The organism is Klebsiella sp. 141198 (genome assembly GCF_050600785.1).
Classification (GTDB): Bacteria; Pseudomonadota; Gammaproteobacteria; order Enterobacterales; family Enterobacteriaceae; genus Klebsiella; species Klebsiella aerogenes.
Window position 1 is genome coordinate 937682 of the sequence record NZ_JAQIRM010000002.1, and the last position, 26862, is coordinate 964543.

A 26862-nucleotide genomic window follows, 5' to 3' on the forward strand; every position below is an offset into this window, starting at 1 on the left:
CAGCGCCACCCGGCAATACTGCTGCGAGCGGGGAGGATTAAATCGCCGCGTCGTCTTCTTCACCGGTACGGATACGAATCACCCGCGCCACGTCGAAGACAAAGATTTTACCATCGCCGATTTTACCGGTCTGGGCGGTACGAATGATGGTATCGACGCAGGTATCGACGATATCGTCAGTCACCACGATTTCAATTTTCACCTTCGGCAGAAAATCCACCATATATTCCGCGCCGCGGTACAGCTCGGTATGCCCTTTCTGACGACCAAACCCTTTGACTTCCGTCACCGTCATGCCGGTGATACCGACTTCCGCCAGCGCTTCACGCACGTCATCCAATTTGAACGGTTTAATAATCGCATCAATCTTTTTCATGGTTTTCCTGTCTTTGTCGCGTAACCGGTTGCTTACCGTATCATAGCTTGCGCTATGCCGCGGGGCTACTCTTTAAAGTCGTTGGCGTCGAGCTCGTGGCGCGACAGCAGTTTGTAAAACTCGGTGCGGTTGCGCCCGGCCATCCGCGCGGCATGCGTCACATTGCCTTTGGTTATCTGCAAAAGCTTACGCAGGTAGTTGAGCTCAAACTGATTACGCGCCTCGACGAAGGTCGGTAGCGCGGTATTCTCACCCTCCAGCGCCTGCTCCACCAGCGCATCGCTGATCACCGGCGATGAGGTCAGCGCCACACACTGTTCAATCACGTTAACCAGCTGGCGCACATTGCCCGGCCATTTGGCGGCCATTAGCCGCTTCATCGCATCGGTGGAGAAGGCGCGCACGAAGGGTTTGTGACGGTCGGCGGACTGGCGCAATAGATGATTGGCCAGTAGCGGGATATCCTCCGCGCGCTCGGAAAGCGGCGGGATCTTCAGGTTAACCACATTGAGCCGATAGAACAGATCTTCACGGAACTCACCGCGCGCCATCGCCTTCGGCAGATCGCGGTGGGTCGCCGAGATAATGCGCACGTCGATATCGATATCGCGGTTGCTGCCCAGCGGGCGCACCTTACGCTCCTGCAATACGCGCAGTAGCTTCACCTGCAGCGCGACGGGCATATCGCCGATTTCATCAAGGAAAAGCGTACCGCCCTCGGCGGCCTGAAAAAGCCCTTCGCGGTTGCTGACCGCGCCGGTAAAGGCGCCGCGCGCGTGGCCGAACAGTTCGGATTCCAGCAATTGTTCCGGCAACGCGCCGCAGTTAATCGCGATAAACGGTTTTTCGTGGCGCGGACTGGCGTTGTGGATCGCCTGGGCGACAATCTCTTTCCCGGTACCGCTCTGGCCGATAATCAGCACGCTAACGTCCGACTGCGCCACCATACCGGCCTGCTCCAGCAGCCGCAGCATCTGTGGGCTGCGGGTGACAATCGCCTGTCGCCAGCGCTCGTCGGTGGCCGGCGAGCTCTGCTCGAGAGCATCATCAATCGCTTTATACAGCGCGTCTTTATCGACCGGTTTAGTCAGAAAACTAAACACCCCTTGTTGGGTAGCGGCAACGGCGTCAGGAATGGAGCCGTGGGCAGTCAGGATGATGACCGGCATGCCGGGCTGCGCCTTTTGGATTTCAGCAAACAGCTGCAGGCCATCCATTTCATCCATGCGTAAATCGCTCACCACCAGGTCCACCCGCTCGCGCGTCAGCACGCGTAGCGCCTCGGGCCCGCTTTCCGCCGTGACCACGCTGTAACCTTCGCTGACCAGACGCATCCCTAGCAGCTTTAACAGCCCCGGATCGTCGTCCACCAGCAGCAGGTGGGCGGGTTTACGGATCGTCATGGATCACCTCCGGTACCTTATCGCTACCGCTATTAAAATTGCCGCCGGGCTTACGGCTGGAGAGCTGGCGCTCAATATCGGTAAGGTTTTCCAGCTTGCGGGTGGTCAGCTCCAGTTGGCTACGTAGCTGTTGCTCCTGCTGACGCAAGGTTTCCAGTTCAGCATCGCTTGATTGCTGGAGTTTGCCGTAGCGGGAGCGCTCCTCAAATAACTGCAATTGGCGGGCTTGGCCGTCGCGCCACAGCCGGTACAGCGGGCGAACCTGGGCGGCGATTTGCGGGCTAAAGCTGTCGATGCGGGCAACCATTTCACGACGCTCGTCGGGGGTAATTTTGGCGTCGGCCAGCAGAATGCCGCGTTTCAACGCATCCTGCCAGTTATCATCGTTATGCAATTTGGCTTCGGCGCGGGCCTGTACCGGCGCCAGGCGATCCGCGCAGTCAATGCCGCGCAGCCAGTACAGCGGGTTTTTATCACTGGCATCGTTTTCCAGCGACCAGATATTGGCGCAATCTACGGAGAGAAAATCCGCCACCTGATGTTCCGGCAGCTCGGGCGGCGCATTGCCGTCAGCGGCGCGCGGCGACATAGCGGCGGAACAACCCGCCAGCGTCAGGCAGCATAGGCCCGACAGCAGCCATCCCCGTAAAGGACGGCGCAATGCGAAAAAGTGGGACATATTCACCCAATGTTGATTCATGTGTTGGTTTTTCCCGGCTCAGCGGCGGGGAGCGAGATGCGAAAACAGATGAACCCGGGATTATCATCGACCAGGCTCAGCTCTCCCTGCATTTGCCGTACGCAGTCGCGGGCGATACTTAACCCCAGACCGCTGCCTTTTACTGCCCCTTTACGCAGGTGGCTTCCCTGATAAAAAGGCTCGAAAATCATATTTCTTTCGGCGGCGGGGATCGGCTCGCCGCTGTTGGCGACATCGATACGAACCTGCTCGCCGTGGCGGTAACTATGAATCCGAATGTTACCGGATTCAGCGCCATAGTGCACCGCATTGGAGTACAGATTATCAAGCACGTTGGTCAGCAACGTCGGCTCCGCCAGGCAGAAGCGTTCACCCAGCGCAAGCTCGGTAGACATCATCTTGGCTCTTGCCGGTAAACTATGCGCGGAAACGACGGTCTGCGCCAGTTCGGCAATATCCACTTTCTGCCGCTCGACCGGGCCATCGGCCAGTTTGCGATTATAGTCGAGCAGCTGTTCGATCAGCTTTTGCAGATTGCGGCTGCTGTTATCGAGGATCTCAACGATTTCTTGCTGTTCCGTCGTCAGCGGCCCCGCGACCCGGTCCGCCAGCAGTTCCGTTCCTTCACGCATGCTGGCGAGCGGCGTTTTCAGTTCATGTGACAAATGACGAAGAAATTGGTGGCGTTGGGACTCCAGCCACGCCAGACGTTCACTCAACCAGATAATCCGTTTACCAACCGACCGCAGTTCGCGCGGGCCGGTGAATAGCGCCGCATCATCCAGCGATTTCCCCTCGCCCAAGCGATTGATCATCTTCTCAATGCCCTTCACCGGGCCGATGATCATGCGGGTAAACAGCAAGACCAGCGTCAGGCTCAGCAGAAACAGAACCAGCGCCTGCCAGCCGAAGAACTGCCCGCGCTCGGCAATCTCCTGCTGTAGCTGCTGGCCGCGGGAGAAAATCACCGTGCGGGTCGCTTGCACCATTTCACTGTTAGCATCGGCAAAGGCTTCGAGGCTCGCCGCGGCTTTGGCATCCGGCGCGCTATTATGGCAACGTAGTTGGGCCAGGTCGGCAAGGTTCTGCCGCAGGGTCTGCCAGATGTCAGCATCCGGCAACACGCCGGAGAGCGCCTCAAGCATTTCGCTATAACGCTTACGTTGATTTTGATAGACCCGCTCAAGGGTAGGATCGTCCAGCACGCAATACTGGAGATAGCTACGCTCCATTTCCAGCGAGGCGTTGACCATCGCTTCGCTACGCCGCGCATCCGTCAAGGTGGTGCGGTTAATATGCGCGGCCTGGGCGCTGAGCGCGTTCAGGCTTTGCCAGGCCTGCCATGCCAGCACCAGCAGCGGCAGCATGATCAGTACAAAGGAAAGCGTCACCAGTTGGCGCAAGGAACGGGGGAAAAGAGAGAATCGCTTCAAAGATATAGCCTCAACCATTAGCTCCTGAAGATGCTAACTGAGGATGGCGGAAACATCCACGGCAGAAACAATAAAGGCAGGCTCTAAAGCCTGCCTTTATTAAGGAATGAGGCGGTGCCTTACTCGACGTTTCGCCCGATGGCTGATAAAGCTGAGCTGTTATCAGGAGTTGGACGGCAGGCACCTGTTTGTGCGTCATTCGAAGTTTATGTAGCGCTTCCCGAGGGGGCTGACATAAGAAGGTGAATGAGCCACTGCTGATTATTATGCACGAACTATGCCACCTTTCAAAACAAATTATTAACACCATGATATATAAAGAATTACATGCAAAAACCCACCCAAAATAATTTGCCTGTTCTTTGACCATAGTGTCGCCAATTAGCAACAGCAAATCGACCTTCAATCACACACATTTAAAATCAATAACTTAAGTGTCGTCATTCAGAGACACCGCAAAACCACGTCTGTCGGTAATTCCCGACACTCTGATACGGCCTCGATCACAAATAAAAAAGCCCCCTGGATTAACAGGGGGCTCGTTTTCATCAACACAATACGCTAGCGGTATTAACCCAGTTGCTTACGCGCGTTGCGGAAGATGCGCATCCATGGGCTGTCTTCACCCCAGTTTTCCGGGTGCCAGGAGTTGCTGACGGTACGGAAGACGCGTTCCGGGTGTGGCATCATAATCGTCGCGCGACCGCTTTCGCTGGTCACCGCGGTAATGCCGTTCACCGAGCCATTCGGGTTCGCCGGATAGGTTTGCGTCACTTTGCCGAAGTTATCGACGAAGCGCAGCGCCACCAGCCCCTTGCTTTCAAGCGCGGCCAGGTGCGCGCTGTCCCGCACCTCCACCTGCCCTTCGCCGTGAGAAACGGCAATCGGCATCATCGAACCGGCCATACCCTGCAACAGCAGCGATGGGCTTTGGGTGACTTCAACCAGGCTGAAACGCGCTTCAAAGCGGTCTGAGTGGTTGCGTACGAAGCGCGGCCACAGATCGCTGCCAGGAATCAGCTCACGCAGGTTGGACATCATCTGACAACCGTTACACACGCCCAGCGCCAGCGTCTGCGGGCGGTGGAAGAAAGTGGCGAACTCATCGCGTACGCGTTCGTTGAACAGAATCGATTTCGCCCAACCTTCACCTGCCCCCAGTACATCACCGTAGGAGAAGCCGCCGCAGGCCACCAGCGCATGGAAGTCGCCAAGACCGGAACGACCTGCCAGCAGATCGCTCATATGCACGTCGATGGCATCGAATCCGGCGCGATGGAAAGCGGCCGCCATTTCAACATGGGAGTTAACCCCCTGCTCGCGCAGCACGGCCACTTTCGGGCGCGCGCCGGTCGCAATATACGGTGCGGCAACATCTTCATTGATATCAAACGACAGCTTAACGTTAAGACCCGGGTCGCTATCGTTAGACTTCGCCTGGTGTTCCTGATCGGCGCACTCCGGGTTGTCGCGCAGACGCTGCATCTGCCAGGTGGTTTCCGCCCACCACATACGCAGCGTGGTGCGGCTTTCGCTGAACAGCGGCTGACCGTCGGCGGTAATAACAAAACGATCGCCTGCCGTCGCCTGGCCTAAGTAGTGCACGCAATTTGCCAGACCATTCATCGCCAGCAGCGCTTCTACCGCTTCGCGATCCGCGGCCCGAACCTGAATCACCGCGCCCAATTCTTCGTTGAACAGCGCCGCCAGACGGTCGTCGCCCAGCGCGGCGATATCGGCAGTGACGCCGCAGTGACCGGCAAAAGCCATTTCCGCCAGCGTCACTAACAAGCCGCCATCGGAGCGGTCGTGATAGGCCAACAGCTTACGCTGCGCCACCAGCGCCTGCATCGCGTCCCAGAAGCCTTTCAGCTGCGCGACATCACGCACGTCGGCCGGCTGGTCGCCAAGCTGACGATAGACCTGCGCCAGCGCGGTAGCGCCCAACGCGTTACGCCCTTTGCCGAGATCGATCAGCAGCAGGGCGTTGTCTTCCGTAGAGAGCTGCGGGGTCACGGTGCCGCGCACGTCTTCAACGCGGGCAAACGCGGAGATAACCAACGACAGCGGCGAGGTCATTTCGCGCTGCTCGCTACCTTCCTGCCAGCGGGTTTTCATCGACATTGAGTCTTTGCCCACCGGGATAGTCAGGCCCAGCGCCGGGCACAGTTCTTCACCGACCGCTTTTACCGCCTCATACAGACCGGCATCTTCCCCCGGGTGACCGGCTGCCGCCATCCAGTTTGCCGACAGTTTGACGCGGTTGAGTTCGCCAATCTGCGTAGCGGCGATATTTGTCAACGCTTCGCCGACCGCCAGGCGGGCTGAGGCGGCAAAGTCGAGCAGCGCAACCGGCGCGCGTTCGCCCATCGCCATCGCTTCGCCGTAGTAGCTATCGAGGCTGGCGGTGGTCACCGCGCAGTTGGCGACCGGGATCTGCCACGGTCCCACCATCTGATCACGCGCCACCATGCCGGTGACGGTACGGTCGCCGATGGTCACGAGGAAGGTTTTCTCAGCCACCGTCGGCAGATGCAGCACGCGGTTAACCGCATCGGCAATCGTCATTGGTTGACGATCCAGCTCGCTGCCCTGCGCTTTCAGCGTTTGCACGTCACGCGTCATTTTCGGCGTTTTGCCGAGCAGGACGTCCAGCGGCAGGTCGATCGGCCGATCGTTAAAGTGGCTGTCGCTCAGGCTGAGGTGTTGCTCCGCCGTGGCTTCGCCGATCACCGCGTAAGGCGCGCGCTCGCGGCGGCACAGCTCTTCAAACAGCGGTAGCTGTTCCGGCGCGACCGCCAGAACGTAACGCTCCTGGGATTCGTTACACCAGATCTCCAGCGGGCTCATGCCCGGCTCATCGCTGAGGATATCGCGCAGCTGGAATTTTCCGCCGCGGCCGCCATCGCTCACCAGCTCCGGCATCGCGTTAGAGAGACCGCCCGCGCCAACGTCGTGGATAAACAGAATCGGGTTCGCATCGCCCAGCTGCCAGCAGCGGTCGATCACTTCCTGACAGCGGCGTTCCATTTCCGGGTTGTCGCGCTGTACGGAGGCGAAATCCAGATCGGCATCAGACTGACCGGAAGCCATGGATGACGCCGCGCCGCCGCCGAGACCAATGTTCATCGCCGGGCCGCCCAGCACGATAAGCTTGGCGCCAACGGTGATTTCGCCCTTCTGGACGTGTTCGCCGCGGATGTTGCCAATACCGCCCGCCAGCATGATCGGTTTGTGATAGCCGCGCAGCTCTTCGCCATTGTGGCTGATCACTTTCTCTTCATAGGTACGGAAGTAGCCATTCAGCGCCGGACGACCAAATTCGTTGTTAAACGCCGCGCCGCCCAGCGGGCCTTCGGTCATGATATCCAGCGCGGTCACGATACGCTCTGGTTTACCGAAATCCTCTTCCCACGGCTGCTCAAAGCCCGGAATACGCAGGTTCGAAACCGAGAAGCCGACCAGGCCCGCTTTCGGCTTCGCGCCGCGTCCCGTTGCGCCTTCGTCGCGGATCTCGCCGCCGGAACCGGTCGCGGCCCCTGGCCACGGCGAAATTGCCGTCGGGTGGTTGTGGGTTTCAACTTTCATCAGAATGTGCGCCGGCTCCTGATGGAAGTCATAGCGCCCGGTCTGATAGTCGGCGAAATAACGACCGACTTCGGAACCTTCCATTACCGCGGCGTTGTCTTTATAGGCAGACAGCACATATTCCGGGTTTTTCTCGAAGGTGTTTTTGATCATTTTAAACAGCGACTTCGGCTGTTTTTGGCCGTCGATAATCCAGTCGGCGTTAAAAATTTTGTGGCGGCAATGTTCCGAGTTGGCCTGCGCGAACATATACAGTTCGATGTCGTTCGGATTGCGGCCAAGTTTAACGAATGCATCCTGCAGGTAGTCGATTTCGTCATCGGCCAGCGCCAGCCCCAGACGGAGGTTGGCGTCAATCAGCGCCTGACGTCCCTGGCCCAGCAGGTCGACGCTGGTCACCGGCGTCGGCTGATGGTGAGCAAACAGCTTCTCCCCCTCTTCCAGCTCAGTGAAAACGCTCTCCATCATGCGATCGTGCAGTTCTGCCGCAACGGCGTCCCACTGCGCGTCGCTCAGACCCTGTGCTTCAACGTAGTACGCCACGCCGCGTTCCAGCCGCACGACCTGCGATAAACCGCAGTTATGGGCGATGTCGGTAGCTTTGGAGGACCAGGGAGAGATAGTGCCGGGGCGAGGGGTGACGAGCAGTAATTTACCGGTTGGCGTATGGCTGCTGAGGCTTGGGCCATATTTAAGCAGTCTGACCAGTCTTTCGCGCTCCTCATCGCTTAGCGGGGCGCTCAGGTCGGCAAAGTGAACATACTCCGCGTATAAGGTGCTAACCGGCAGGTTGGCCGCCTGAAAACGTGCCAGCAGTTTGTTGATACGGAATGCCGACAGTGCAGGTGAACCACGCAAAATATCCATCATAAGTCTCTCGTCTTCGAAGCTTTCAAGGTGAGCCAGGGGGAAACGGGCGCCATTATAGAGAATCCTGAGCCCCGACGAAACCGTTTGCGTAGAAATAAAATGATTCATCAGTTTTATCAATAAATGTGACATGAATCGCGAATAAGTTGCCAACTGGCGCATTCTTAAGCAAAATGCCGCTCAACTTACGGCAACCTTTTACTTTTTCCGGATATACCCAGCTGAGGAACTCCACGCTGCAGAAAATTAACTATTTGAAAAAATTAAAGATTAATTATCTGCTGATCGGCGTCGTCACCCTTTTGTTGGCGGCGGCGCTGTGGCCGTCTTTACCGTGGATGGGAAAACCGGAGAACCGCGTTGCCGGGATCATTGCTCGCGGCGAACTGCGCGTGAGTACAATTAACTCCCCGCTGACCTACACCGCCATCAACAATAAAGACTACGGTCTTGATTACGAACTGGCGAAACGCTTCGCCGATTACCTTGGGGTGAAGCTGAAAGTCACCGTGCGGCAGAATATTAGCCAGCTATTTGACGATCTCGATGCCGGTAAAACCGATATGCTGGCCGCCGGGCTGGTCTATAACACCGAGCGGGTAAAGAACTATCAGGCGGGCCCCACCTATTATTCCGTTTCGCAGCAGCTGGTCTATCGCGTTGGCGGTAATCGCCCGCGCACGCTGGCCGGGATCAACGCCGAACAGCTCGCCATCGCCCCAGGCCACGTCGCCCTTAACGACCTGCAGGCGCTGAAGGAGAGCAAATACCCGGACCTCAACTGGCGCGTCGATGAAAAGCGCGGCACTACCGCCCTGATGCAGGCGGTCATCGACGGCACGCTGGAATATACCGTCGCCGATTCCGTCGCCGTCAGCCTGTTCCAGCGCGTGCATCCGGAGCTGGCTGTGGCGCTCGATATCAGCGATGAACAGCCGGTCACCTGGTTTAGCGAAAAAAGCGAAGACAATTCACTATCGGCAGCTATGCTCGATTTCTTTAATAGTATGAATGAAGACGGCACCCTCGCCCGCCTGGAAGAGAAGTATCTCGGCCACGGCAACGATTTCGACTATGTTGATACCCGCACCTTCCTGCGCGCGGTGCAGAATACGCTGCCGGATCTGAAGCCGCTTTTTGAGAAATACGCCCGACAGATCGACTGGCGACTGCTGGCGGCGATTGCCTGGCAGGAGTCGCACTGGGATCCGCAGGCCACCTCGCCAACCGGCGTGCGCGGCATGATGATGCTAACCCGTAACACCGCCCAGAGTTTAGGCCTGACCGACCGTACCGATGCCGAACAGAGCCTCGATGGCGGTATGCGCTATCTGCAGGATATGATGGCCAAAGTGCCGGATTCAATTCCGAAAGAGGAGCGGATCTGGTTTGCGCTGGCGGCTTATAACATGGGCTACGCGCATATGCTTGACGCGATGGCGCTGACAAAAAAACAAAAAGGCAATCCGAACAGCTGGTCCGACGTTAAGCAACGTCTACCATTGTTGAGCCAGAAGCCCTACTACAGCCGCTTAAAATATGGCTACGCCCGAGGCCATGAGGCCTACGCCTACGTGGAAAATATTCGTAAGTACCATATCAGTCTGGTTGGGTATTTGTCTGAACAGGAAAGGAAAGCGGCGCAGGAGATGGCGATTGCCGAAGATTATCCAGCCGTCGCGCCGGAAGAACTCGATAGCGAGCATAAAGAGTATGCGATGCCCTTCTTTAAGTTTCGCGGCGAAAGGCTTGTCGACAACGTTAAACTGAAGTTGCCGACATTGGGACGTTAGCCCTCTTCCTGACGCGCTTTCTTCAATGCCTTTTTCTCTTCCCGCCGCCAGCGGAAGAAATCGCTCAGCATTGCGGAGCAAGATTCAGCCAGAATTCCCTCGGTAATTTCAACGCGGTGGTTCATCCCCGGATGATGCAGCACATCGATTAACGACCCGGCCGCGCCGGTTTTAGCATCGCGGGCGCCGAACACCAGCCGCGAGATACGGCTATGCACCATCGCCCCGGCGCACATCACACAAGGCTCCAGCGTGACGTACAGCGTGGCATCAATTAAACGATAGTTCTGCAGGACCAGCCCTCCCTGACGCAGCGCCATAATTTCGGCATGGGCGGTGGGATCGTGACGACCAATCGGCCGGTTCCAGCCCTCACCGATGACCTGATTGTTATGCACCAGCACGGCGCCCACCGGCACCTCGCCCTCTTCCCAGGCGCGTTTCGCCAGCGTCAGCGCATGGCGCATCCAGTATTCATCATTAAATTCGTGGTCAGACACAGCGGCACTCCTGCAGAAAAAGCGGGGCGCATTATACATGGGCGCTATATATCGCCCAAATAATTCGCCTGCAGCAGAATTATTCGAGCTGCTGGAGATCGCCCTGCGGCGTCACCCGCCAGCGGTGCTGGCAAAAACAGAGTAGCGGGTTATCCTGCTCGCTATCGCTATAGCCGCTATATAAGCGTAGCGGCGCGCCGATCCGCTGTTCCAGCTGCGCTACTTTCTCATGGCCCAGGCAACGCAGCGTCAGCACCCAGCCGCCGCGACGGCGGCTCATACGGCTGGCGATAAGCTTTACGCGCGGCAGCCAAAGCGTATCGGCATAGACCTGTTCCACCAGCGACTGCGGTGAGCCGGTAATCAGCCAGACGTCGGCATCGGTACTGGTTAAATAGTCGTTTAGCCGGCCCTGTACCACCGGAAAGGCGGTCACGTGCTGGCGAAACCAGCTAACGAACTCCGCCTCCAGACGCTTAAGATGGCTTTCACGCCGGCCACAGGTGGCGGCCCACAGCAGCAGGCTCATCGGCCAGCGCGCCGCGCGTCCGTTAACCAACAGCCCCAGCAGTACTATTGGCGACAAGGCCGCCACTGTCAGTACGTTGAGCGGTTGACGACGTAAGAGGTAACGAATAAAGCTGCCGAACATATCCTGCTGGTGCAAGGTGCCATCAAGATCGAAAAACACGACTCGTCGCGCGTTACTGTTCAAACCGAACTCCTTTCTGGTACGGATTTTCCTGGCGATGTCGATAGCTTAACAGGCTTGCCGCGACGAGCGCGAAATTGTCTGCCGTGGTTGAGGTAAGATTCAGAATCTGACCCGTTCGCATAATTCTTCACAGCAGAATTTTTAATTCGTATTATTCCACTTATAATCGAATACAAAATTCTTTTCGCCGCTAACGCCCTCCTTCGGAGAAGCCATGAACTGTTTAATCCGCATCCGCCAACGTTACTCGTCGCTGGCGGCGAGCGACAAAAAACTTGCCGACTTTATTCTGGCTCAGCCGGACCAAACCCGCCATCTCAGCTCGCAGCAGCTGGCGGGCGAAGCGGGTGTAAGCCAGTCCAGCGTGGTGAAGTTCGCGCAAAAAATGGGGTTCAAAGGCTTTCCGGCATTAAAACTGGCGCTCAGCGAAGCGCTGGCTAGCAGCCCGGATCCGCACTCTGTACCGGTACATAACCAAATTCGCGGCGACGATCCGCTGCGTCTGGTGGGCGAGAAGTTGATCAAGGATAACATCGCGGCGATGCACGCCTCGCTTGACGTCAACAGCGAAGAGAAACTTCTGGAGGCTGTGACCCTACTGCGCGATGCTCGCCGGGTGATCATTACCGGCATCGGCGCCTCCGGGCTGGTGGCGCGCAATTTTAGCTGGAAGTTAATGAAAATTGGCATCAACGCCGTCGCCGAGCAGGATATGCATGCGCTGCTGGCAACGGTGCAGGCGATGTCGGCGGACGATCTGCTGCTGGCTATCTCCTATTCCGGCGAACGCCGCGAGATCAATATGGCGGCTGCTGAAGCGCTACGCGTTGGCAGCAAGATCCTCGCGATCACCGGGTTTACTCCCAACGCCCTGCAGCAGCAGGCTTCGCAGTGTCTCTACACTATTGCTGAAGAGCAGGCGACGCGCAGCGCGGCGATCTCCTCCACCAGCGCGCAAATGATGCTCACCGATCTCCTGTTTATGGCACTGGTGCAGCAAGATCTCGAACACGCGCCGGAACGCATACGCCATAGCGAAGCGCTGGTGAAAAAGCTGGTCTGAGTAGAAAATGGGCGTATAATGCCCGCCCTGTTTGTGTTGTTTCTGAGATTTTCCTGATGGCGCTGTTAATCACCAAAAAATGCATCAATTGCGACATGTGCGAGCCGGAGTGCCCGAATGAGGCCATTTCGATGGGCGAGAGCATTTATGAGATTAACAGCGATCGCTGCACCGAGTGCGTGGGCCACTACGACACGCCAACCTGCCAGAAAGTGTGCCCGATCCCGAATACTATTCTCAAAGATCCGGCGCACGTCGAGAATGAAGAACAGTTGTGGGATAAATTCGTGCTCATGCACCACGCGGATAAGCTTTAACCGCGGGTTTAGCTTTCGACGATCACCGTGGCGCAGGCATAGTGGCGTTCATCGGCGAGAGTGACGTGAATAGCGCTTACCCCCATCCGTTCAGCCAATAGCTTTGCTTCGCCCCATAGCCGCAGTTTCGGCTTGCCTAATTCATCGTTGAAAACTTCGAACTGATTAAACGCCAGGCCGTTGCGAATACCGGTTCCGAGCGCTTTCGCCGCCGCTTCTTTGACCGCAAAGCGTTTTGCCAGAAAACGCACCGGCTGCTGATGATGCTCCCAAATGCTCCATTCGTGATCGCTCAGCACCCGGCGCGCCAGGCGATCGCCGCTACGGGCGATCACCGCTTCGATGCGGGCGATTTCGACGATGTCGGTACCCAGCCCGAGAATCGCCATTAGCCGCGCGCTTCCAGCATCAGGCGTTTCATTTCCGCGACAGCTTCTTTCAGGCCGCTCATCACCGCGCGACCAATAATGGCATGACCGATATTCAGCTCATGCATTTCCGGCAAGGCGGCAATGGCTTTCACGTTGTGATAGGTCAAACCGTGACCGGCATTCACCTTCAGACCAAGGCTGGCGGCATAAGTCGCCGCTTTGGCGATACGCTCAAGCTCTTTTGCCTGTTCGGCATCGGTTTTGGCATCGGCATAGCAGCCGGTATGGATTTCGATATACGGCGCGCCCACGTCGGCAGCCGCTTTGATCTGCTCATCATCCGCGTCAATAAACAGGGAGACCAGAATACCGGCATCCGCCAGGCGCTGACAGGCATCGCGCATCTTATCGCGCTGTCCGGCCACGTCCAGCCCACCCTCGGTGGTCACTTCCTGACGCTTCTCCGGCACCAGGCAGCAAAAGTGCGGTTTAGTTTCGCAGGCAATCGCCAGCATCTCTTCAGTGACCGCCATTTCAAGGTTCATTCGGGTGTGCAGAGTCTGGCGCAGGATGCGCACGTCACGATCGGTGATATGGCGGCGGTCTTCGCGCAGGTGCACGGTAATACCATCGGCGCCGGCCTGTTCAGCAATAAAAGCCGCCTGCACCGGATCCGGATAAGCGGTACCGCGCGCGTTACGCAATGTCGCAATGTGGTCAATATTGACCCCTAACAGTAATTCAGCCATGACAATCCTCGTTAATCATTATTCGTATTATCGGCTCGCGCCTTTCGCGCGGGCATAAACTGGCGAAACAGTTCCCGGCTCTTGAGCGGTTTCCCTCCAAGATACGGCTTCAGGGCGATGCGGGTAAAGCGCTTCGCGGCGCGCAGCGTATCTACATCCGGAAATTCTCGGCTAGCCAACGCTTTCAAATGGTGCCCGGTAAACGTGCTGTTATCAATCACCAGGCTGGCGATAAAGCCTTTTTCTTCACGATAGCGGTAGGTCATGGTGTCATCCACCGGGTCGCCGCTGCCGGCGCAGTGGAGGAAATCAACGCCATAGCCCAGGTGCCCGAGCAGCGCCAGTTCAAAGCGCCGCAGCGCGGGCTCCGGCGAACCGCTGGTCCCGGCAAGGGCCTGAATGCAGTGCAGGTAGTCGAAAAAGAGTTCGGAGAAGCGCGTTTCGTGCTCGAGCACGCGGGAGATGAGTTCGTTAACGTAAAGACCGCTGTAGAGCGTGATGCCGCTGAGCGGCAGCGCCAGCGAGACGGCTTCCGCGCTGCGAAGGGTTTTGACTTCGCCGCGGCCGCCGAAGCGAACCAGCAAGGGGGTGAAGGGCTGTAAGGCGCCTTTGAGATTAGAACGTTTGGAGCGTGCGCCTTTGGCAACCAGGCGCACGCGACCGGACTCTTCCGTGAAGACGTCCAGCATCAGACTGGTTTCGCTCCACGGTCGGCTATGCAGGACAAAGGCGCGCTGCCATCCATCCACGTTGCGTTAACTCAGAGGTCGTCAACGTAACCGAGACTGCGCAGCGCGCGCTCGTCATCGGCCCAGCCGGATTTCACTTTGACCCACAGTTCGAGGTGCACCGGCGCTTCAAACATCTCTTGCATGTCTTTACGCGCTTCGATGCCGATGGTTTTGATTTTGGCGCCTTTGTTGCCAATTACCATCTTCTTCTGTCCTTCACGCTCGACGAGGATCAGACCGTTGATGTCGTAACCGCCGCGTTCGTTACTCACGAAACGTTCAATTTCGACGGTCACGGAGTACGGCAGTTCAGCGCCGAGGAAACGCATCAGCTTTTCGCGGATGATCTCGGAGGCCATAAAGCGCTGGGAACGGTCGGTAATGTAATCTTCCGGGAAGTGATGAATCGCTTCCGGCAGATGTTTACGTACGATCGACGCGATAGTATCAACGTTGGTGCCGGTTTCCGCAGAGATCGGCACGATGTCAAGGAAGTTCATCTGGCTGGCAAGGAACTGCAGGTGCGGCAGCAGATCCGCTTTTTCCTGCACGTTATCAACTTTGTTGACGGCCAGAATCACCGGCGCGCGCGCATCGCGCAGCTTGTTCAGCACCATCTCGTCATCTTGCGTCCAGCGGGTGCCTTCAACGACAAAGATAACCAGTTCCACGTCGCCAATCGAGCTGCTGGCCGCTTTGTTCATTAAGCGGTTAATCGCGCGCTTCTCTTCCATATGCAGGCCCGGGGTATCAACATAAATCGCCTGATACGGCCCTTCGGTATGGATACCGACGATGCGGTGACGGGTAGTCTGCGCTTTACGGGAAGTGATCGAAATCTTCTGCCCCAGCAGCTTGTTCAACAGCGTGGATTTGCCAACGTTTGGACGACCAACGATGGCGACAAATCCGCAATAACTTTTTTCTTCGCTCATTCCAGCTCCAGTTTTTTCAGCGCCTGTTCGGCGGCAGCCTGCTCCGCCTTGCGACGGCTGGAACCTGTGCCAACCACCGGTTCACTCAGGCCACTGACCTGGCAGTGGATAGTAAATTCCTGATCGTGCGCTTCGCCGCGTACCTGGACGACCAGGTAGGACGGCAGCGGCAGATGACGCCCCTGCAGATACTCCTGCAGACGAGTCTTCGGATCCTTTTGCTTATCGCCCGGGCTGATTTCATCCAGACGAGTCTGGTACCAGGAGAGGATTAAGCGTTCAACATTTTGAATATCGCTGTCGAGGAAAACCCCGCCGATTAAGGCTTCTACGGTGTCAGCCAGAATCGATTCGCGACGAAAACCGCCGCTCTTCAGCTCGCCAGGCCCAAGGCGCAGGCACTCGCCCAGTTCAAATTCGCGGGCGATTTCCGCCAGCGTATTGCCTCGCACCAGCGTCGCGCGCATACGGCTCATATCTCCTTCGTCTACCCGAGGGAAACGATGATAGAGCGCATTGGCGATCACGAAACTTAAAATAGAGTCGCCTAAAAACTCGAGACGCTCGTTGTGTTTGCTGCTGGCACTGCGGTGAGTTAATGCCTGTTGCAACAGCTCCTGATGAACAAAAGTGTAGCCCAGCTTTCGTTGAAGCCGATTAATTACGATGGGGTTCATGCGTTACCAATAAATGAATGCGTCAAAGATGCAGCACACGAAACCGACCTGAGCATACATACCCTTGATATATAAGGGCAGAAACTAACCAACGCGGTTTCGTGTGCAGTGTCACTCTTTCGAGAGACAACCAAAAACTTCGGGGGGATATTCTATACGCAACGACAAGGGATGTCGTTAGTTTGGATGGATTTAAATACTAAATAATTCACGCTGCCGTTATTGCACCAGCAGCGTGAATTAAGATGGGGAATTAGTGGATGCCGCCGATGCGCGATAAACGTACGCCGGTTGGCCACTCACCTTCCTGTTTTTCGAAGCTCATCCAGATGGCGGTGGCTTTACCCACCAGGTTCGCTTCCGGCACGAAACCCCAGTAACGGCTGTCGGCGCTGTTGTCGCGGTTATCGCCCATCATGAAGTATTCACCCGGCGGAACGACCCACGTTGCCAGTGGTTGGCCAGACTGACGATAGTACATCCCCACCTGATCCTGAGCGATAGGTACCGTCAGAATACGGTGGGTCACTTCGCCCAGCGTTTCTTTGCGCTCGGTCAGACGAATACCGTCGGCTTTGGTTTCGCCTTTTGGCAGTTGCCAGAAACCGCTGGTGGCTTCACCGCCGTTGCGACGGGAGAAGGTCTGAACGAAATCGCTTGGTTCGACGTTGGAGTAGGTGATCGGCAAGGCGCTACCGCATGCCTGACCCGACGCGCAGCCAGGCTCGATCGTGACCTGTTTAGCGACCGGATCGTAAGTGACTTTATCACCCGGCAGACCAACCGCACGCTTGATGTAGTCAAGGCGCGGATCTTCCGGATATTTAAATACCACGATGTCGCCGCGCTTCGGATGACCGGTTTCGATCAGCGTTTTCTGGTAGATCGGATCTTTAATACCATAGGCGAATTTCTCCACCAGGATAAAATCGCCAATCAGCAGAGTCGGCATCATCGAACCTGACGGGATCTGGAACGGTTCATAGATAAACGAACGCACAATCAGCACAATCGCCAGCACCGGAAAGATAGAGGCGCCGGTTTCCAGCCAGCCCGGTTTTGGGCCGACCTTCTTCAGCGTTTTCTTGTCCAGCTGATCGCCGGTCGCTGCCTGAGCAGCGGCCTGACGTTCACGACGTTTCGGTGCGAATATGAACTTATCCAGACACCACAACAGCCCTGTGACGAGGGTCGCAATGACCAGAATCAGGGCAAACATGTTCGCCATGCCAACTCCTTAGATTATTTGCCGTCTTTACCAACGTGCAGAATGGCGAGGAACGCTTCCTGCGGCAGTTCAACGTTACCAACCTGTTTCATACGCTTCTTACCTTCTTTCTGCTTCTGCAGCAGCTTTTTCTTACGGCTGACATCACCGCCGTAGCATTTCGCCAGGACGTTTTTACGCAGCTGTTTGACGGTAGAGCGCGCGATGATGTGGTTGCCAATAGCCGCCTGAATCGCGATATCGAACTGCTGACGCGGGATCAGCTCTTTCATCTTCTCGACCAGCTCGCGGCCACGATACGGCGCGTTGTCGTTGTGCGTAATTAACGCCAGCGCATCGACGCGCTCACCGTTGATCAGTACGTCAACGCGCACCATGTTAGAGGCCTGGAAACGCTTGAAGTTATAATCCAGCGACGCATAGCCGCGGGAGGTGGACTTCAGACGGTCGAAGAAGTCGAGGACCACTTCCGCCATCGGGATTTCATAGGTCAGCGCAACCTGTTTGCCGTGGTAAACCATGTTGGTTTGCACGCCGCGTTTCTCGATACACAAGGTGATCACGTTGCCGAGGAACTCCTGCGGCAGCAGCATGTGACATTCGGCGATCGGTTCACGCAGTTCCTGAATATTATTCAGCGGCGGCAGCTTCGACGGACTATCGACGTAAATAACCTCTTTCGAGGTGGTTTCTACTTCATAGACTACCGTCGGCGCGGTGGTAATCAGGTCAAGATCGTATTCACGCTCCAGACGCTCCTGAATGATTTCCATGTGCAGCAGGCCGAGGAAGCCGCAGCGGAAGCCGAAGCCCAGCGCCGTTGAGCTTTCCGGCTCATAGAACAAGGATGCATCGTTCAGACTCAGTTTACCCAGCGCATCGCGGAAGTTCTCATAGTCATCAGAGCTCACCGGGAACAGACCGGCGTAGACCTGCGGCTTCACTTTTTTGAAGCCCGGCAGCGCCTTATCCGCTGGATTACGCGCCGCGGTCAGGGTATCGCCCACCGGCGCGCCGAGGATGTCTTTAATAGCGCAAACCAGCCAACCCACCTCGCCGCATTTGAGTTCGGTACGGTCAACCTGTTTCGGGGTGAAGATGCCCAGACGGTCGGCGTTATAGACCTGACCGGTGCTCATCACCTTAATTTTGTCGCCTTTGCGCATGGTGCCGTTTTTAATACGCACCAGCGACACGACGCCTAAATAGTTATCGAACCAGGAGTCGATAATCAGCGCCTGCAGCGGCGCGTCCGGATCGCCTTCCGGCGGCGGAATGTCGCGTACCAGACGTTCCAGCACATCCGGCACGCCAACACCGGTTTTCGCCGAGCAGCGAACCGCGTCGTGAGCGTCGATACCGACGATATCTTCAATCTCGTCCGCTACGCGCTCAGGGTCGGCCGCAGGCAGGTCGATCTTGTTAAGAACCGGAACGACTTCGAGGTCCATTTCCATCGCGGTATAGCAGTTCGCCAGGGTCTGGGCTTCTACGCCCTGCCCGGCGTCAACCACCAGCAGCGCGCCTTCGCACGCTGCCAGGGAGCGCGAGACTTCATAAGAGAAGTCAACGTGGCCCGGGGTGTCGATAAAGTTAAGCTGATAGGTTTCACCATCGCTGGCTTTATAGTCGAGGGTGACGCTCTGCGCCTTGATGGTAATGCCGCGCTCACGTTCAAGGTCCATGGAGTCCAGAACCTGGGCCGCCATTTCGCGATCAGAAAGGCCACCGCAAATCTGGATGATACGGTCAGACAGCGTCGACTTACCGTGGTCGATGTGAGCGATGATCGAAAAGTTACGTATATTCTTCATATTTAGAGTTAATTATGCCTTACGAGTCTCATGAGGCCGCTGTTCTGTGCCTGACGTTTTTTAATCCGAAAACGCCGCATTCTACACTACATCCGCGAAACCAGGAAATGCTGTTAGATCCAGCATAACGGCAGAATTGTGGCGTTGTATCAGGAAGCGTAAATAAAGATGAGGGACAGTGAAATCACTGCCCCATTTCAGAGGAAGGCGTATCAACACGCAGCAAATCCGGCGGTAAACCGACGCTTAAAATCACCGGCTGCCACGACTGGCGAGCAGCCAGCTTCGGCGACAGCCCGCGCGCCACCAAGAATCCGCCGACGCCGCCAAGCAACGCGCCGCACAGCGAAGCAATATCGCTGGCAAACAACACCTGAAAAATAGATGCCATCACAAACAGCCCGAACAGCGGCGCCATGTAGACCAGCATCGCTGAACCCAGCAAGCTGCTTTCAGCAATGCCCAGCTCAACTTTTTGCCCGGCCGTCAGCGGCTGGTCGCAGGGAACGCTAATGGTATGGCTGGTTTGCGGCCCCAGTTTATTGAGCACCCGGCTACCGCAACCGGCGCGCGAGGCGCAGCTGTTGCAAGAGGCTTTAACATCGCAGTGAACCTGCGCCACGCCGTTATGCCAGGAGACGACAGTCGCCCACTCTTTGATCATTGCGCGGCCCTGAACTTAATGCTATCTGAGATACGTTTTGCCGTCTGCGGCGGTAATTCGCCAACCACCGAGATTTCGGCGTTATCGCGCACCGAAGTGCTGACGGTACGGCGACCGGTGCGCAGCAGCTGATCGCTGCTGTTAGCCGTCGCGCGGTTAACGTTAACGGAGAAGCTAAACAGACCGTCGGAATAGAGACGAGACTCGACCGGACCGTCGAAGGTCGGTAAACGACGCTGGCTGCTGGAAACTTCCGTCACGCCCTGCGGCAGCCAGGTTGGCGCCCAGTTAAAGTTGGCTTTATTGCCGCTTTCCGGAACCGACAGTTGCGGCGGCAGGCTGGCTTTTGACAGCGCTTCCATACTCGAGCTTACGTTATCACCGATATTGAATGAGACCACCCGGAACTGCTCCAGGGTTTCACCGTCGCGGTCGAGCAAGTCGACGCGTAGCGGCAGCTTGGTCTCGGCATCCAACCACGCAATGTAGCTATAGCGCGTACCGTCGCGGGCCACCACGCGCACTACATCGCATAGGCGATCGGCGATACGCGTCCGGCCAACGGAGATGAAATCATAATACGAGGCCAGCTTTTTGAAATCGGTATACACCAGAGACGGCAAGGAATCGACGATATAGTCGCCGTTCAGGGTGAAGGGATCGAGACCGGGTTCAAAATAGCTGATTTCAGTACCGCGCAGCACCACTTCCCGACGAGGACCGTCGAGCTGCAGCAACTGAGCAAGGGGCTGGTTGTTCAACCGCACGTGACGATAGCGCAGCGACTCAACGCCCTGTTTGTTGATACTGACAAAAGACAGCTCGTAGTTGAGGGACTGGCTAGCCAGGTTCATCTGCTGCAACAACGCCCCGGACGATGTATCAGCCGAGGCGTTGGTGGAGAAGAACAGGCTGCCTGCCATGAGCGACATGGCACACCAAAGTTGCTTCATTACTGCGATTGCGTTCCTAAAGTTTGATAACCCGGCACCTGAACAGCGGCTTGCTGAGTCTGGGCCTGGCCAAACTGAAGCTGCTCAGCGTGCAGGCGACGCTGCAATTCATAGTCCTGCAGCATAGCATTAATACGACGACGTTGCTCCTGAACCTGCGCCTGCTGACCGCTGCCGGCGGAGGCATCGGCCGGAACGCCCAGGCTAACCGGGCTAGCTTTGCCCATCATCGGCATGGTGTTGAAGACTGGCGCTTCCGGCTGCTGGGAGGCATCGGAGTGTCCGTTATACTGTTGGACACCGACGATAACTGCCAGAGAAACGCACGCTGCCACGCCCATTTGGGTAAGCGAGCTGGCCCACGGGCGCACTTTCTGCCAGAAAGGCATTTGACGCCACTGGTGTGGAGCGGGTTGAGATTCAGGAATAAGCGGCGCAACCTGACGAGCAGGTTCGTTCTCGATGGCGGCCATCACGCGAGCTGAGATATCAAATTGGAGCATCTCAGCGGTATCGCCTCGCAGCGTGTCGCGGATGAGATGGTAGCTCTCCCAGGTTTTTTGCATTTCAGAAGAACGACTCAGCTCATTGAGCAGCTCGTTATCCAGCGTTTCACCATCCATTAAGGCCGAAAGTTTTTCTTTCTGCATGCCTGATACCCTTTTCCAGTATTCCGCTATCGTCAACGCCTGATTAGCGGTTGAACTTTATTATCAATAGCTTCACGTGCCCGGAAGATACGCGAACGTACCGTGCCAACCGGACAATCCATGATGGCGGCTATTTCTTCATAGCTCAGGCCATCCAGCTCCCGCAACGTAATTGCCATGCGTAAATCTTCCGGGAGCGATTCAATGGTACGAAAAACTATTTGTCTCAGCTCTTCTGACAACATTAAGTTCTCAGGGTTCGAAATTTCTTTCAATGCCCCGCCGCTTTCGAAGTTTTCCGCCTCGTTGGCGTCAACATCGCTTGATGGCGGACGGCGTCCCTGAGCAACCAGATAATTCTTTGCCGTGTTCACGGCGATACGATACAACCAGGTATAAAAAGCGCTATCCCCCCGGAAAGAATCCAGCGCACGCCACGCCTTCACGAACGATTCCTGAACAACGTCAGCGATATCGCCCGGCGGTACATAGCGGGAGACCAGGCTTGCCACCTTGTGCTGATAGCGCACTACCAGTAGGTTAAAGGCTTTCTGATCTCCTTTCTGGACCCGTTCAACGAGGACCTGATCCGTTAACTGCTCGCTCATCCGAGGTAATGTCTCCCCAAACCCAATTCCCATGCGTATTCAGAACACCACCCAAGCACTGCATTATGAGCAAGCAGACGTTTGGAGTGTCTGAACACAATAAAGTTCCGTTACGCTTTTGATTTTTGTCTGACAACGGTGGACTGATTGTTATCTCTCATTATAAGTCCCGTTGTTCAACGCCAGGTAAGCTAATGAAGAAAAAGCGCAAGGCCCGCCTGAAGGGTAACGTAACCCAACTTATTTTTCACTATAAAATCTGAAGGTAACGGCCTGCTTCGCAAATATTTTCTTTCGTTTACATATTTACTTTTCCGTCTGCCTTGTTTAGCCCGCACAACTATTCACGAAAATAATTGTACGATTTAGCCCCACCAGGTGCTATGGTGAGGCCATTGTGTTTAGTAAATTAAACAGAAGCTATGAAGACGACTCCCGACTTTTCCTGCGATGTATTGATTATCGGCAGCGGCGCTGCCGGATTGTCTCTGGCGCTGCGCCTGGCGGAACGCCACTCGGTTACCGTCCTGAGCAAAGGCCCGGTTAGCGAAGGTTCAACTTTCTATGCCCAGGGAGGGATTGCCGCCGTTTTCGACGAAACCGACAGCATCGAATCCCACGTCGAAGATACGCTCATCGCCGGGGCCGGCCTTTGCGACCGTCATGCCGTCTCTTTTGTCGCAAGCAACGCCAAACCCTGCGTACAGTGGCTTATCGATCAGGGGGTACTGTTTGATACCCAGGTCCAGGCCAATGGCGAAGAGAGCTACCATCTGACCCGCGAAGGCGGCCATAGCCATCGGCGGATCCTGCATGCCGCCGATGCCACCGGTAAAGAGGTTGAGACGACATTGGTTGGCAAAGCGCTGGCACATCCGAATATCACCATTCTGGAACGTAGCAACGCGGTTGACCTGATTATCTCCGATAAGATTGGCCTGCCGGGTACCCGGCGGGTGGTGGGCGCATGGATCTGGAACCGTAATAAGGAAAAGGTAGAAACCTGCAGCGCAAGAGCCGTGGTGCTCGCGACCGGCGGCGCAGCTAAAGTCTATCAATACACCACCAACCCTGATGTCTCCTCCGGCGACGGCATCGCCATGGCCTGGCGCGCGGGATGCCGTGTGGCCAATCTCGAATTTAACCAGTTCCACCCTACCGCGCTGTTTCATCCACAAGCGCGAAACTTCCTCCTGACGGAAGCCCTGCGCGGCGAAGGCGCGCTGTTGAAACGGCCTGACGGTAGCCGCTTTATGCCGGACTTCGACGAGCGCGGCGAACTGGCCCCGCGCGATATCGTCGCCCGCGCCATCGACCATGAGATGAAACGCCTCGGCGTCGACTGCATGTATCTGGATATTAGCCATAAGCCCGAAGCGTTTATTCGCCAACATTTCCCGATGATTTATGAAAAGCTACTCGGCCTCGGCATTGATTTAACCAAAGAGCCGGTGCCTATCGTGCCAGCCGCCCACTATACCTGCGGCGGCGTGATGGTGGATGATAACGGACGTACCGACGTCGACGGCCTTTACGCTATCGGCGAGGTGAGCTACACCGGGCTGCACGGCGCCAACCGCATGGCCTCGAACTCATTACTGGAGTGTCTGGTGTACGGCTGGTCGGCAGCCGAGGACATTGCCAAACGCCTGCCGCTGGCGCAAGCGGCGGAACAGCTGCCGCCGTGGGATGAAAGCCAGGTTGAGATCCCGGATGAACTGGTGGTGATTCAACATAACTGGCACGAACTGCGCCTGCTAATGTGGGATTATGTCGGAATTGTGCGTACCACCCGCCGGCTGGAACGAGCGCTGCGGCGTATTACTATGCTGCAGCAAGAGTTGGATGAGTATTACGCACGTTTTCGCGTCTCCAATAACTTACTGGAGCTACGCAATCTGGTGCAGGTGGCCGAGCTTATCGTGCGTTGCGCCATGCAGCGTAAGGAGAGCCGCGGCCTGCACTATACGCTCGACTATCCGGACACGCAGGAAAACAGCGGTCCGTCGGTGCTCTCGCCGCTTGCTCACATAAAGAGATAGAAATCGCGGGTCAGGGCGGTAAAGCCTTCAGAGTACTGCTGCTCTGGCCCACGAACCACCAGCCGATCGCTGAAACACTCGCCGGCGCTGGGAGAGAATGCCAGCAGGACGCGATGCGGCGGACGCATTTCTGTTTCCGCCACGTCGGTGCGTAAGCGCAAATGCCATCCCATCGCTTTCGCCCTATCGACAAACGCATTACCTATATCCACCGGCAGCACTACGCAGAAAAAGCCCTCCTCGGTAATCAGATCCGCGGCGCAGGCGAGCAGCGTCGTATGATCGAGTGAGGTGGTATAACGCGCTTGTTCGCGCTGCGACGTCGCGCAAGGTACACCTTCGGCAAAAAACGGCGGATTGCTGACGATAAGCTCATAGCGCCGCGGCAGCTGCGGCTGCCACTGCTGAATCGGCGCCTGAAATACCGCGACGCGTCCAGACCAGCTGCTGGCCGCCACGTTATCCCGCGCCTGCGCCGCGGCCTCTTCATCCAACTCCACCGCATCCAATTGGACCGAATCCGCGGTACGCTGGGCTAACATTAATGCCAACAAACCGCTACCGGTTCCGATATCCAGCACGTGCTTCACCTGAGCAATCGGCGCCCAGGCGCCCAGCAGAATACCGTCGGTACCGACTTTCATGGCGCAGCGATCGTGGGCGACAAAAAATTGTTTAAAGGTAAAACCATTGCGCGGCAGCGCAAACTTCGACTGAGACATCCTCAAAACCTTGCTGACAAAAACTCCTGTGCTTAAGGCTATGCACAATACCGGAGAACAGATAGCCTTACAAACAGATGAACATTACGTCAGTAACGTCTATAATCGGCGGCCCACTCAGAGGTAGAACATGACTGTAACGACTTTTTCCGAACTTGAACTCGACGAAAACCTGCTGGAAGCGCTCCAGGATAAAGGTTTCACACGCCCGACAGCCATTCAGGCCGCCGCTATTCCGCCTGCGCTTGATGGCCGTGATATTCTCGGTTCTGCGCCGACAGGCACCGGTAAAACTGCGGCATATTTGCTGCCAGCGTTGCAGCATCTGCTTGATTTCCCGCGTAAGAAATCGGGGCCGCCGCGGATCCTTATCCTGACGCCGACCCGCGAGCTGGCGATGCAGGTTGCCGATCACGCCCGCGAACTGGCGAAGCATACCCATCTGGATATTGCCACCATTACCGGCGGCGTTGCGTACATGAACCACGCGGAAGTGTTCAGCGAAAACCAGGATATCGTGGTCGCCACCACCGGTCGCCTGCTGCAGTATATTAAAGAAGAGAACTTCGACTGCCGCGCGGTAGAAACGCTGATCCTTGATGAAGCGGACCGCATGCTGGACATGGGCTTTGCCCAGGATATCGAAACCATCGCCGGTGAAACCCGCTGGCGCAAGCAGACCATGCTGTTTTCCGCCACGCTGGAAGGCGATGCAATTAAAGACTTTGCCGAACGCCTGCTGGAAGAGCCGGTTGAAGTTTCTGCAAATCCGTCGACCCGCGAACGTAAAAAAATTCACCAGTGGTACTATCGCGCCGATGATATCGATCATAAAACCGCGCTGCTGGTTAATCTGCTGAAGCAACCGGAAGCAACCCGCTCTATCGTGTTCGTGCGTAAACGCGAGCGCGTTCACGAACTGGCCGCTAAGCTGCACGAAGCTGGCATTACCACCTGCTGGCTGGAAGGCGAAATGGTGCAGATCAAACGTAACGAAGCGATTAAACGCCTGACCGATGGTCGCGTGAACGTGCTGATTGCCACCGACGTCGCCGCGCGCGGTATTGATATTCCGGATGTCAGCCACGTGTTTAACTTCGATATGCCGCGCACCGCCGATATCTATCTGCACCGTATTGGCCGTACCGGCCGTGCTGGTAAGAAAGGCACCGCTATTTCGCTGGTTGAAGCGCACGATCACCTGCTGCTGGGCAAAATCGGCCGCTACGTTGAAGAACCGCTGAAAGCGCGCGTGATTGATGAATTGCGACCGAAAACCCGCGCGCCGAGCGAGAAGTTAACCGGTAAGCCTTCAAAGAAAGTACTGGCGAAACGCGCCGAGAAAAAAGAGAAAGAAAAAGAGAAGCCGCGGGTGAAGAAACGCCACCGCGATACCAAAAACATCGGTAAGCGCCGTAAGCCAAGCGCTGCCGGGACGCCGTCAACGTCTAACGAAGAGTAAAAAAAAACGCCGGGATATCCCGGCGTTTTCACATCTGGCTTCAGCCTTACAGGCTTTCGGTAAAGGTACGAGCGATAACGTCGCGCTGCTGTTCCGGAGTCAGAGAGTTAAAACGTACCGCGTAGCCGGAAACACGAATAGTCAGCTGCGGGTATTTTTCCGGGTGCTCAACGGCATCCAGCAGGGTTTCACGACGCAGCACGTTCACGTTCAGGTGCTGACCGCCTTCCACGCGGACTTCCGGTTTCACGTCTACCGGGATTTCACGGTATTCGATTTCACCCAGTTTGCTCACCGCAACCACGTCATCTTCCGCAAAACCACCCTTGGCACACAGGCAGCGCGCTTCGCCTTTTTCGCTATCCAGCAGCCAGAAAGAGTTCAGCAGGTCGTCGTTTGCCGCTTTAGTAATTTGGATACCAGTAATCATTTGATGCCTCCCAGGCAGTGTTTATTCGATTTTGGCCTCTTAGCGGCCAATTGGTAAAACCATTGTTG

Annotated in this window: 26 protein-coding genes; 5 read left to right on the forward strand and 21 right to left on the reverse strand. The window is 56.5% G+C overall.

Annotated features, from left to right (window positions below; genetic code table 11):
* Window positions 1-37: 37 nt before the first annotated feature.
* From glnB to purL, 5 genes are all read right to left on the reverse strand, one after another.
* Window positions 38-376 (reverse strand): nitrogen regulatory protein P-II, encoded by a 339-nt coding sequence (gene glnB / locus PGR10_RS09710; RefSeq protein WP_002914032.1) that lies wholly within the window; start codon window positions 374-376, stop codon window positions 38-40.
* Between the two features lie 65 nt (window positions 377-441).
* Entirely contained in the window at window positions 442-1779 is a 1338-nt protein-coding gene (gene glrR / locus PGR10_RS09715) for a two-component system response regulator GlrR (protein ID WP_045377589.1), read from the reverse strand.
* The gene (gene qseG / locus PGR10_RS09720; RefSeq protein WP_162750221.1) at window positions 1766-2458 is read right to left on the reverse strand and encodes a two-component system QseEF-associated lipoprotein QseG; all 693 of its coding nucleotides are present in this window, start codon (window positions 2456-2458) and stop codon (window positions 1766-1768) included. Before qseG ends, glrR begins: the two co-directional genes overlap by 14 nt.
* A gap of 17 nt (window positions 2459-2475) precedes the next feature.
* Window positions 2476-3912 carry a sensor histidine kinase gene (locus tag PGR10_RS09725; RefSeq protein ID WP_430923409.1) on the reverse strand — a complete coding sequence of 479 codons (1437 nt, stop codon included), beginning with the start codon at window positions 3910-3912 and terminating at the stop codon, window positions 2476-2478.
* A 570-nt stretch (window positions 3913-4482) separates the two neighbouring features.
* Window positions 4483-8370 (reverse strand): phosphoribosylformylglycinamidine synthase, encoded by a 3888-nt coding sequence (purL, locus tag PGR10_RS09730; protein WP_430923410.1) that lies wholly within the window; start codon window positions 8368-8370, stop codon window positions 4483-4485.
* A 173-nt stretch (window positions 8371-8543) separates the two neighbouring features.
* Between purL and mltF the strand changes: the two genes are divergently transcribed.
* A complete protein-coding gene (gene mltF / locus PGR10_RS09735) occupies window positions 8544-10163 on the forward strand; it encodes a membrane-bound lytic murein transglycosylase MltF (protein ID WP_430923411.1) in 1620 nt (539 codons plus the stop codon).
* Here the strand turns inward: mltF and tadA are convergent.
* Window positions 10160-10663, reverse strand: coding sequence for a tRNA adenosine(34) deaminase TadA (gene tadA / locus PGR10_RS09740; RefSeq protein WP_015370298.1), 504 nt, complete (start codon window positions 10661-10663; stop codon window positions 10160-10162). The genes mltF and tadA overlap by 4 nt on opposite strands.
* 79 nt (window positions 10664-10742) lie before the next feature.
* Window positions 10743-11378, reverse strand: a complete 636-nt coding sequence (gene yfhb, locus PGR10_RS09745; protein WP_430914705.1) for a phosphatidylglycerophosphatase C — start codon at window positions 11376-11378, stop codon at window positions 10743-10745.
* 214 nt (window positions 11379-11592) lie between these two features.
* Between yfhb and PGR10_RS09750 the strand changes: the two genes are divergently transcribed.
* Window positions 11593-12441, forward strand: a complete 849-nt coding sequence (locus tag PGR10_RS09750; RefSeq protein ID WP_087858391.1) for a MurR/RpiR family transcriptional regulator — start codon at window positions 11593-11595, stop codon at window positions 12439-12441.
* Window positions 12442-12497: 56 nt separating this feature from the next.
* Window positions 12498-12758, forward strand: coding sequence for a YfhL family 4Fe-4S dicluster ferredoxin (locus PGR10_RS09755; protein ID WP_015370294.1), 261 nt, complete (start codon window positions 12498-12500; stop codon window positions 12756-12758).
* A gap of 8 nt (window positions 12759-12766) precedes the next feature.
* Here the strand turns inward: PGR10_RS09755 and acpS are convergent, their stop codons facing one another.
* The 12 genes from acpS to rseD form a co-directional block, all read right to left on the reverse strand.
* Window positions 12767-13147: a holo-ACP synthase gene (gene acpS / locus PGR10_RS09760; protein WP_271031818.1), complete on the reverse strand. Its 381-nt coding sequence runs from the start codon at window positions 13145-13147 to the stop codon at window positions 12767-12769.
* Window positions 13147-13878 carry a pyridoxine 5'-phosphate synthase gene (gene pdxJ, locus PGR10_RS09765; protein WP_042893102.1) on the reverse strand — a complete coding sequence of 244 codons (732 nt, stop codon included), beginning with the start codon at window positions 13876-13878 and terminating at the stop codon, window positions 13147-13149. Before pdxJ ends, acpS begins: the two co-directional genes overlap by 1 nt.
* Before the next feature lie 11 nt (window positions 13879-13889).
* Window positions 13890-14627: a DNA repair protein RecO gene (gene recO / locus PGR10_RS09770; RefSeq protein ID WP_032712187.1), complete on the reverse strand. Its 738-nt coding sequence runs from the start codon at window positions 14625-14627 to the stop codon at window positions 13890-13892.
* An 11-nt stretch (window positions 14628-14638) separates the two neighbouring features.
* The gene (gene era / locus PGR10_RS09775) at window positions 14639-15544 is read right to left on the reverse strand and encodes a GTPase Era (RefSeq protein WP_015370290.1); all 906 of its coding nucleotides are present in this window, start codon (window positions 15542-15544) and stop codon (window positions 14639-14641) included.
* Window positions 15541-16221 carry a ribonuclease III gene (rnc, locus tag PGR10_RS09780; RefSeq protein WP_020078171.1) on the reverse strand — a complete coding sequence of 227 codons (681 nt, stop codon included), beginning with the start codon at window positions 16219-16221 and terminating at the stop codon, window positions 15541-15543. The genes era and rnc overlap by 4 nt, the downstream gene beginning before the upstream one ends.
* A 253-nt stretch (window positions 16222-16474) precedes the next feature.
* Entirely contained in the window at window positions 16475-17449 is a 975-nt protein-coding gene (gene lepB / locus PGR10_RS09785) for a signal peptidase I (RefSeq protein WP_045392778.1), read from the reverse strand.
* A gap of 14 nt (window positions 17450-17463) precedes the next feature.
* Complete coding sequence (gene lepA, locus PGR10_RS09790) at window positions 17464-19263, reverse strand: translation elongation factor 4 (RefSeq protein WP_008803765.1); 1800 nt, start codon at window positions 19261-19263, stop codon at window positions 17464-17466.
* A 184-nt stretch (window positions 19264-19447) separates the two neighbouring features.
* Window positions 19448-19927 carry a SoxR-reducing system protein RseC gene (rseC, locus tag PGR10_RS09795; protein ID WP_430923412.1) on the reverse strand — a complete coding sequence of 160 codons (480 nt, stop codon included), beginning with the start codon at window positions 19925-19927 and terminating at the stop codon, window positions 19448-19450.
* On the reverse strand, window positions 19924-20880 hold the full coding sequence (gene rseB, locus PGR10_RS09800; protein WP_045392783.1) for a sigma-E factor regulatory protein RseB: 957 nt from the start codon (window positions 20878-20880) through the stop codon (window positions 19924-19926). The genes rseC and rseB overlap by 4 nt, the downstream gene beginning before the upstream one ends.
* Entirely contained in the window at window positions 20880-21530 is a 651-nt protein-coding gene (gene rseA / locus PGR10_RS09805; RefSeq protein WP_015370285.1) for an anti-sigma-E factor RseA, read from the reverse strand. Before rseA ends, rseB begins: the two co-directional genes overlap by 1 nt.
* A gap of 32 nt (window positions 21531-21562) precedes the next feature.
* The gene (gene rpoE, locus PGR10_RS09810; protein ID WP_002914074.1) at window positions 21563-22138 is read right to left on the reverse strand and encodes an RNA polymerase sigma factor RpoE; all 576 of its coding nucleotides are present in this window, start codon (window positions 22136-22138) and stop codon (window positions 21563-21565) included.
* Window positions 22135-22236, reverse strand: coding sequence for a rpoE leader peptide RseD (gene rseD / locus PGR10_RS09815; RefSeq protein WP_157195214.1), 102 nt, complete (start codon window positions 22234-22236; stop codon window positions 22135-22137). The genes rpoE and rseD overlap by 4 nt, the downstream gene beginning before the upstream one ends.
* 324 nt (window positions 22237-22560) lie before the next feature.
* Between rseD and nadB the strand changes: the two genes are divergently transcribed.
* Entirely contained in the window at window positions 22561-24180 is a 1620-nt protein-coding gene (gene nadB, locus PGR10_RS09820; protein ID WP_015370283.1) for an L-aspartate oxidase, read from the forward strand.
* Here the strand turns inward: nadB and trmN are convergent.
* Window positions 24165-24902, reverse strand: coding sequence for a tRNA(1)(Val) (adenine(37)-N(6))-methyltransferase TrmN (trmN, locus tag PGR10_RS09825; protein WP_430923413.1), 738 nt, complete (start codon window positions 24900-24902; stop codon window positions 24165-24167). The genes nadB and trmN overlap by 16 nt on opposite strands.
* A 130-nt stretch (window positions 24903-25032) precedes the next feature.
* On the opposite strand from trmN, the gene srmB reads away from it, so the two are divergent.
* Entirely contained in the window at window positions 25033-26364 is a 1332-nt protein-coding gene (gene srmB / locus PGR10_RS09830) for an ATP-dependent RNA helicase SrmB (RefSeq protein WP_087858389.1), read from the forward strand.
* Window positions 26365-26410: 46 nt separating this feature from the next.
* Here srmB and grcA read toward each other — a convergent pair whose 3' ends face one another.
* Window positions 26411-26794 carry an autonomous glycyl radical cofactor GrcA gene (gene grcA / locus PGR10_RS09835; RefSeq protein ID WP_002914084.1) on the reverse strand — a complete coding sequence of 128 codons (384 nt, stop codon included), beginning with the start codon at window positions 26792-26794 and terminating at the stop codon, window positions 26411-26413.
* Between the last annotated feature and the right edge of the window lie 68 nt (window positions 26795-26862).

What these genes read in the sequence shown, in the direction of transcription:
- glnB (WP_002914032.1), bottom strand. Translation starts at nt 376, where the DNA reads ATGAAAAAGATTGATGCGATTATTAAACCGTTCAAATTGGATGACGTG.
- glrR (WP_045377589.1), bottom strand. Translation starts at nt 1,779, where the DNA reads ATGACGATCCGTAAACCCGCCCACCTGCTGCTGGTGGACGACGATCCG.
- qseG (WP_162750221.1), bottom strand. Translation starts at nt 2,458, where the DNA reads ATGTCCCACTTTTTCGCATTGCGCCGTCCTTTACGGGGATGGCTGCTG.
- purL (WP_430923410.1), bottom strand. Translation starts at nt 8,370, where the DNA reads ATGATGGATATTTTGCGTGGTTCACCTGCACTGTCGGCATTCCGTATC.
- mltF (WP_430923411.1), top strand. Translation starts at nt 8,544, where the DNA reads ATGCCGCTCAACTTACGGCAACCTTTTACTTTTTCCGGATATACCCAG.
- PGR10_RS09750 (WP_087858391.1), top strand. Translation starts at nt 11,593, where the DNA reads ATGAACTGTTTAATCCGCATCCGCCAACGTTACTCGTCGCTGGCGGCG.
- PGR10_RS09755 (WP_015370294.1), top strand. Translation starts at nt 12,498, where the DNA reads ATGGCGCTGTTAATCACCAAAAAATGCATCAATTGCGACATGTGCGAG.
- acpS (WP_271031818.1), bottom strand. Translation starts at nt 13,147, where the DNA reads ATGGCGATTCTCGGGCTGGGTACCGACATCGTCGAAATCGCCCGCATC.
- pdxJ (WP_042893102.1), bottom strand. Translation starts at nt 13,878, where the DNA reads ATGGCTGAATTACTGTTAGGGGTCAATATTGACCACATTGCGACATTG.
- era (WP_015370290.1), bottom strand. Translation starts at nt 15,544, where the DNA reads ATGAGCGAAGAAAAAAGTTATTGCGGATTTGTCGCCATCGTTGGTCGT.
- rnc (WP_020078171.1), bottom strand. Translation starts at nt 16,221, where the DNA reads ATGAACCCCATCGTAATTAATCGGCTTCAACGAAAGCTGGGCTACACT.
- lepB (WP_045392778.1), bottom strand. Translation starts at nt 17,449, where the DNA reads ATGGCGAACATGTTTGCCCTGATTCTGGTCATTGCGACCCTCGTCACA.
- lepA (WP_008803765.1), bottom strand. Translation starts at nt 19,263, where the DNA reads ATGAAGAATATACGTAACTTTTCGATCATCGCTCACATCGACCACGGT.
- rseC (WP_430923412.1), bottom strand. Translation starts at nt 19,927, where the DNA reads ATGATCAAAGAGTGGGCGACTGTCGTCTCCTGGCATAACGGCGTGGCG.
- rseB (WP_045392783.1), bottom strand. Translation starts at nt 20,880, where the DNA reads ATGAAGCAACTTTGGTGTGCCATGTCGCTCATGGCAGGCAGCCTGTTC.
- rseA (WP_015370285.1), bottom strand. Translation starts at nt 21,530, where the DNA reads ATGCAGAAAGAAAAACTTTCGGCCTTAATGGATGGTGAAACGCTGGAT.
- rpoE (WP_002914074.1), bottom strand. Translation starts at nt 22,138, where the DNA reads ATGAGCGAGCAGTTAACGGATCAGGTCCTCGTTGAACGGGTCCAGAAA.
- nadB (WP_015370283.1), top strand. Translation starts at nt 22,561, where the DNA reads ATGAAGACGACTCCCGACTTTTCCTGCGATGTATTGATTATCGGCAGC.
- trmN (WP_430923413.1), bottom strand. Translation starts at nt 24,902, where the DNA reads ATGTCTCAGTCGAAGTTTGCGCTGCCGCGCAATGGTTTTACCTTTAAA.
- srmB (WP_087858389.1), top strand. Translation starts at nt 25,033, where the DNA reads ATGACTGTAACGACTTTTTCCGAACTTGAACTCGACGAAAACCTGCTG.
- grcA (WP_002914084.1), bottom strand. Translation starts at nt 26,794, where the DNA reads ATGATTACTGGTATCCAAATTACTAAAGCGGCAAACGACGACCTGCTG.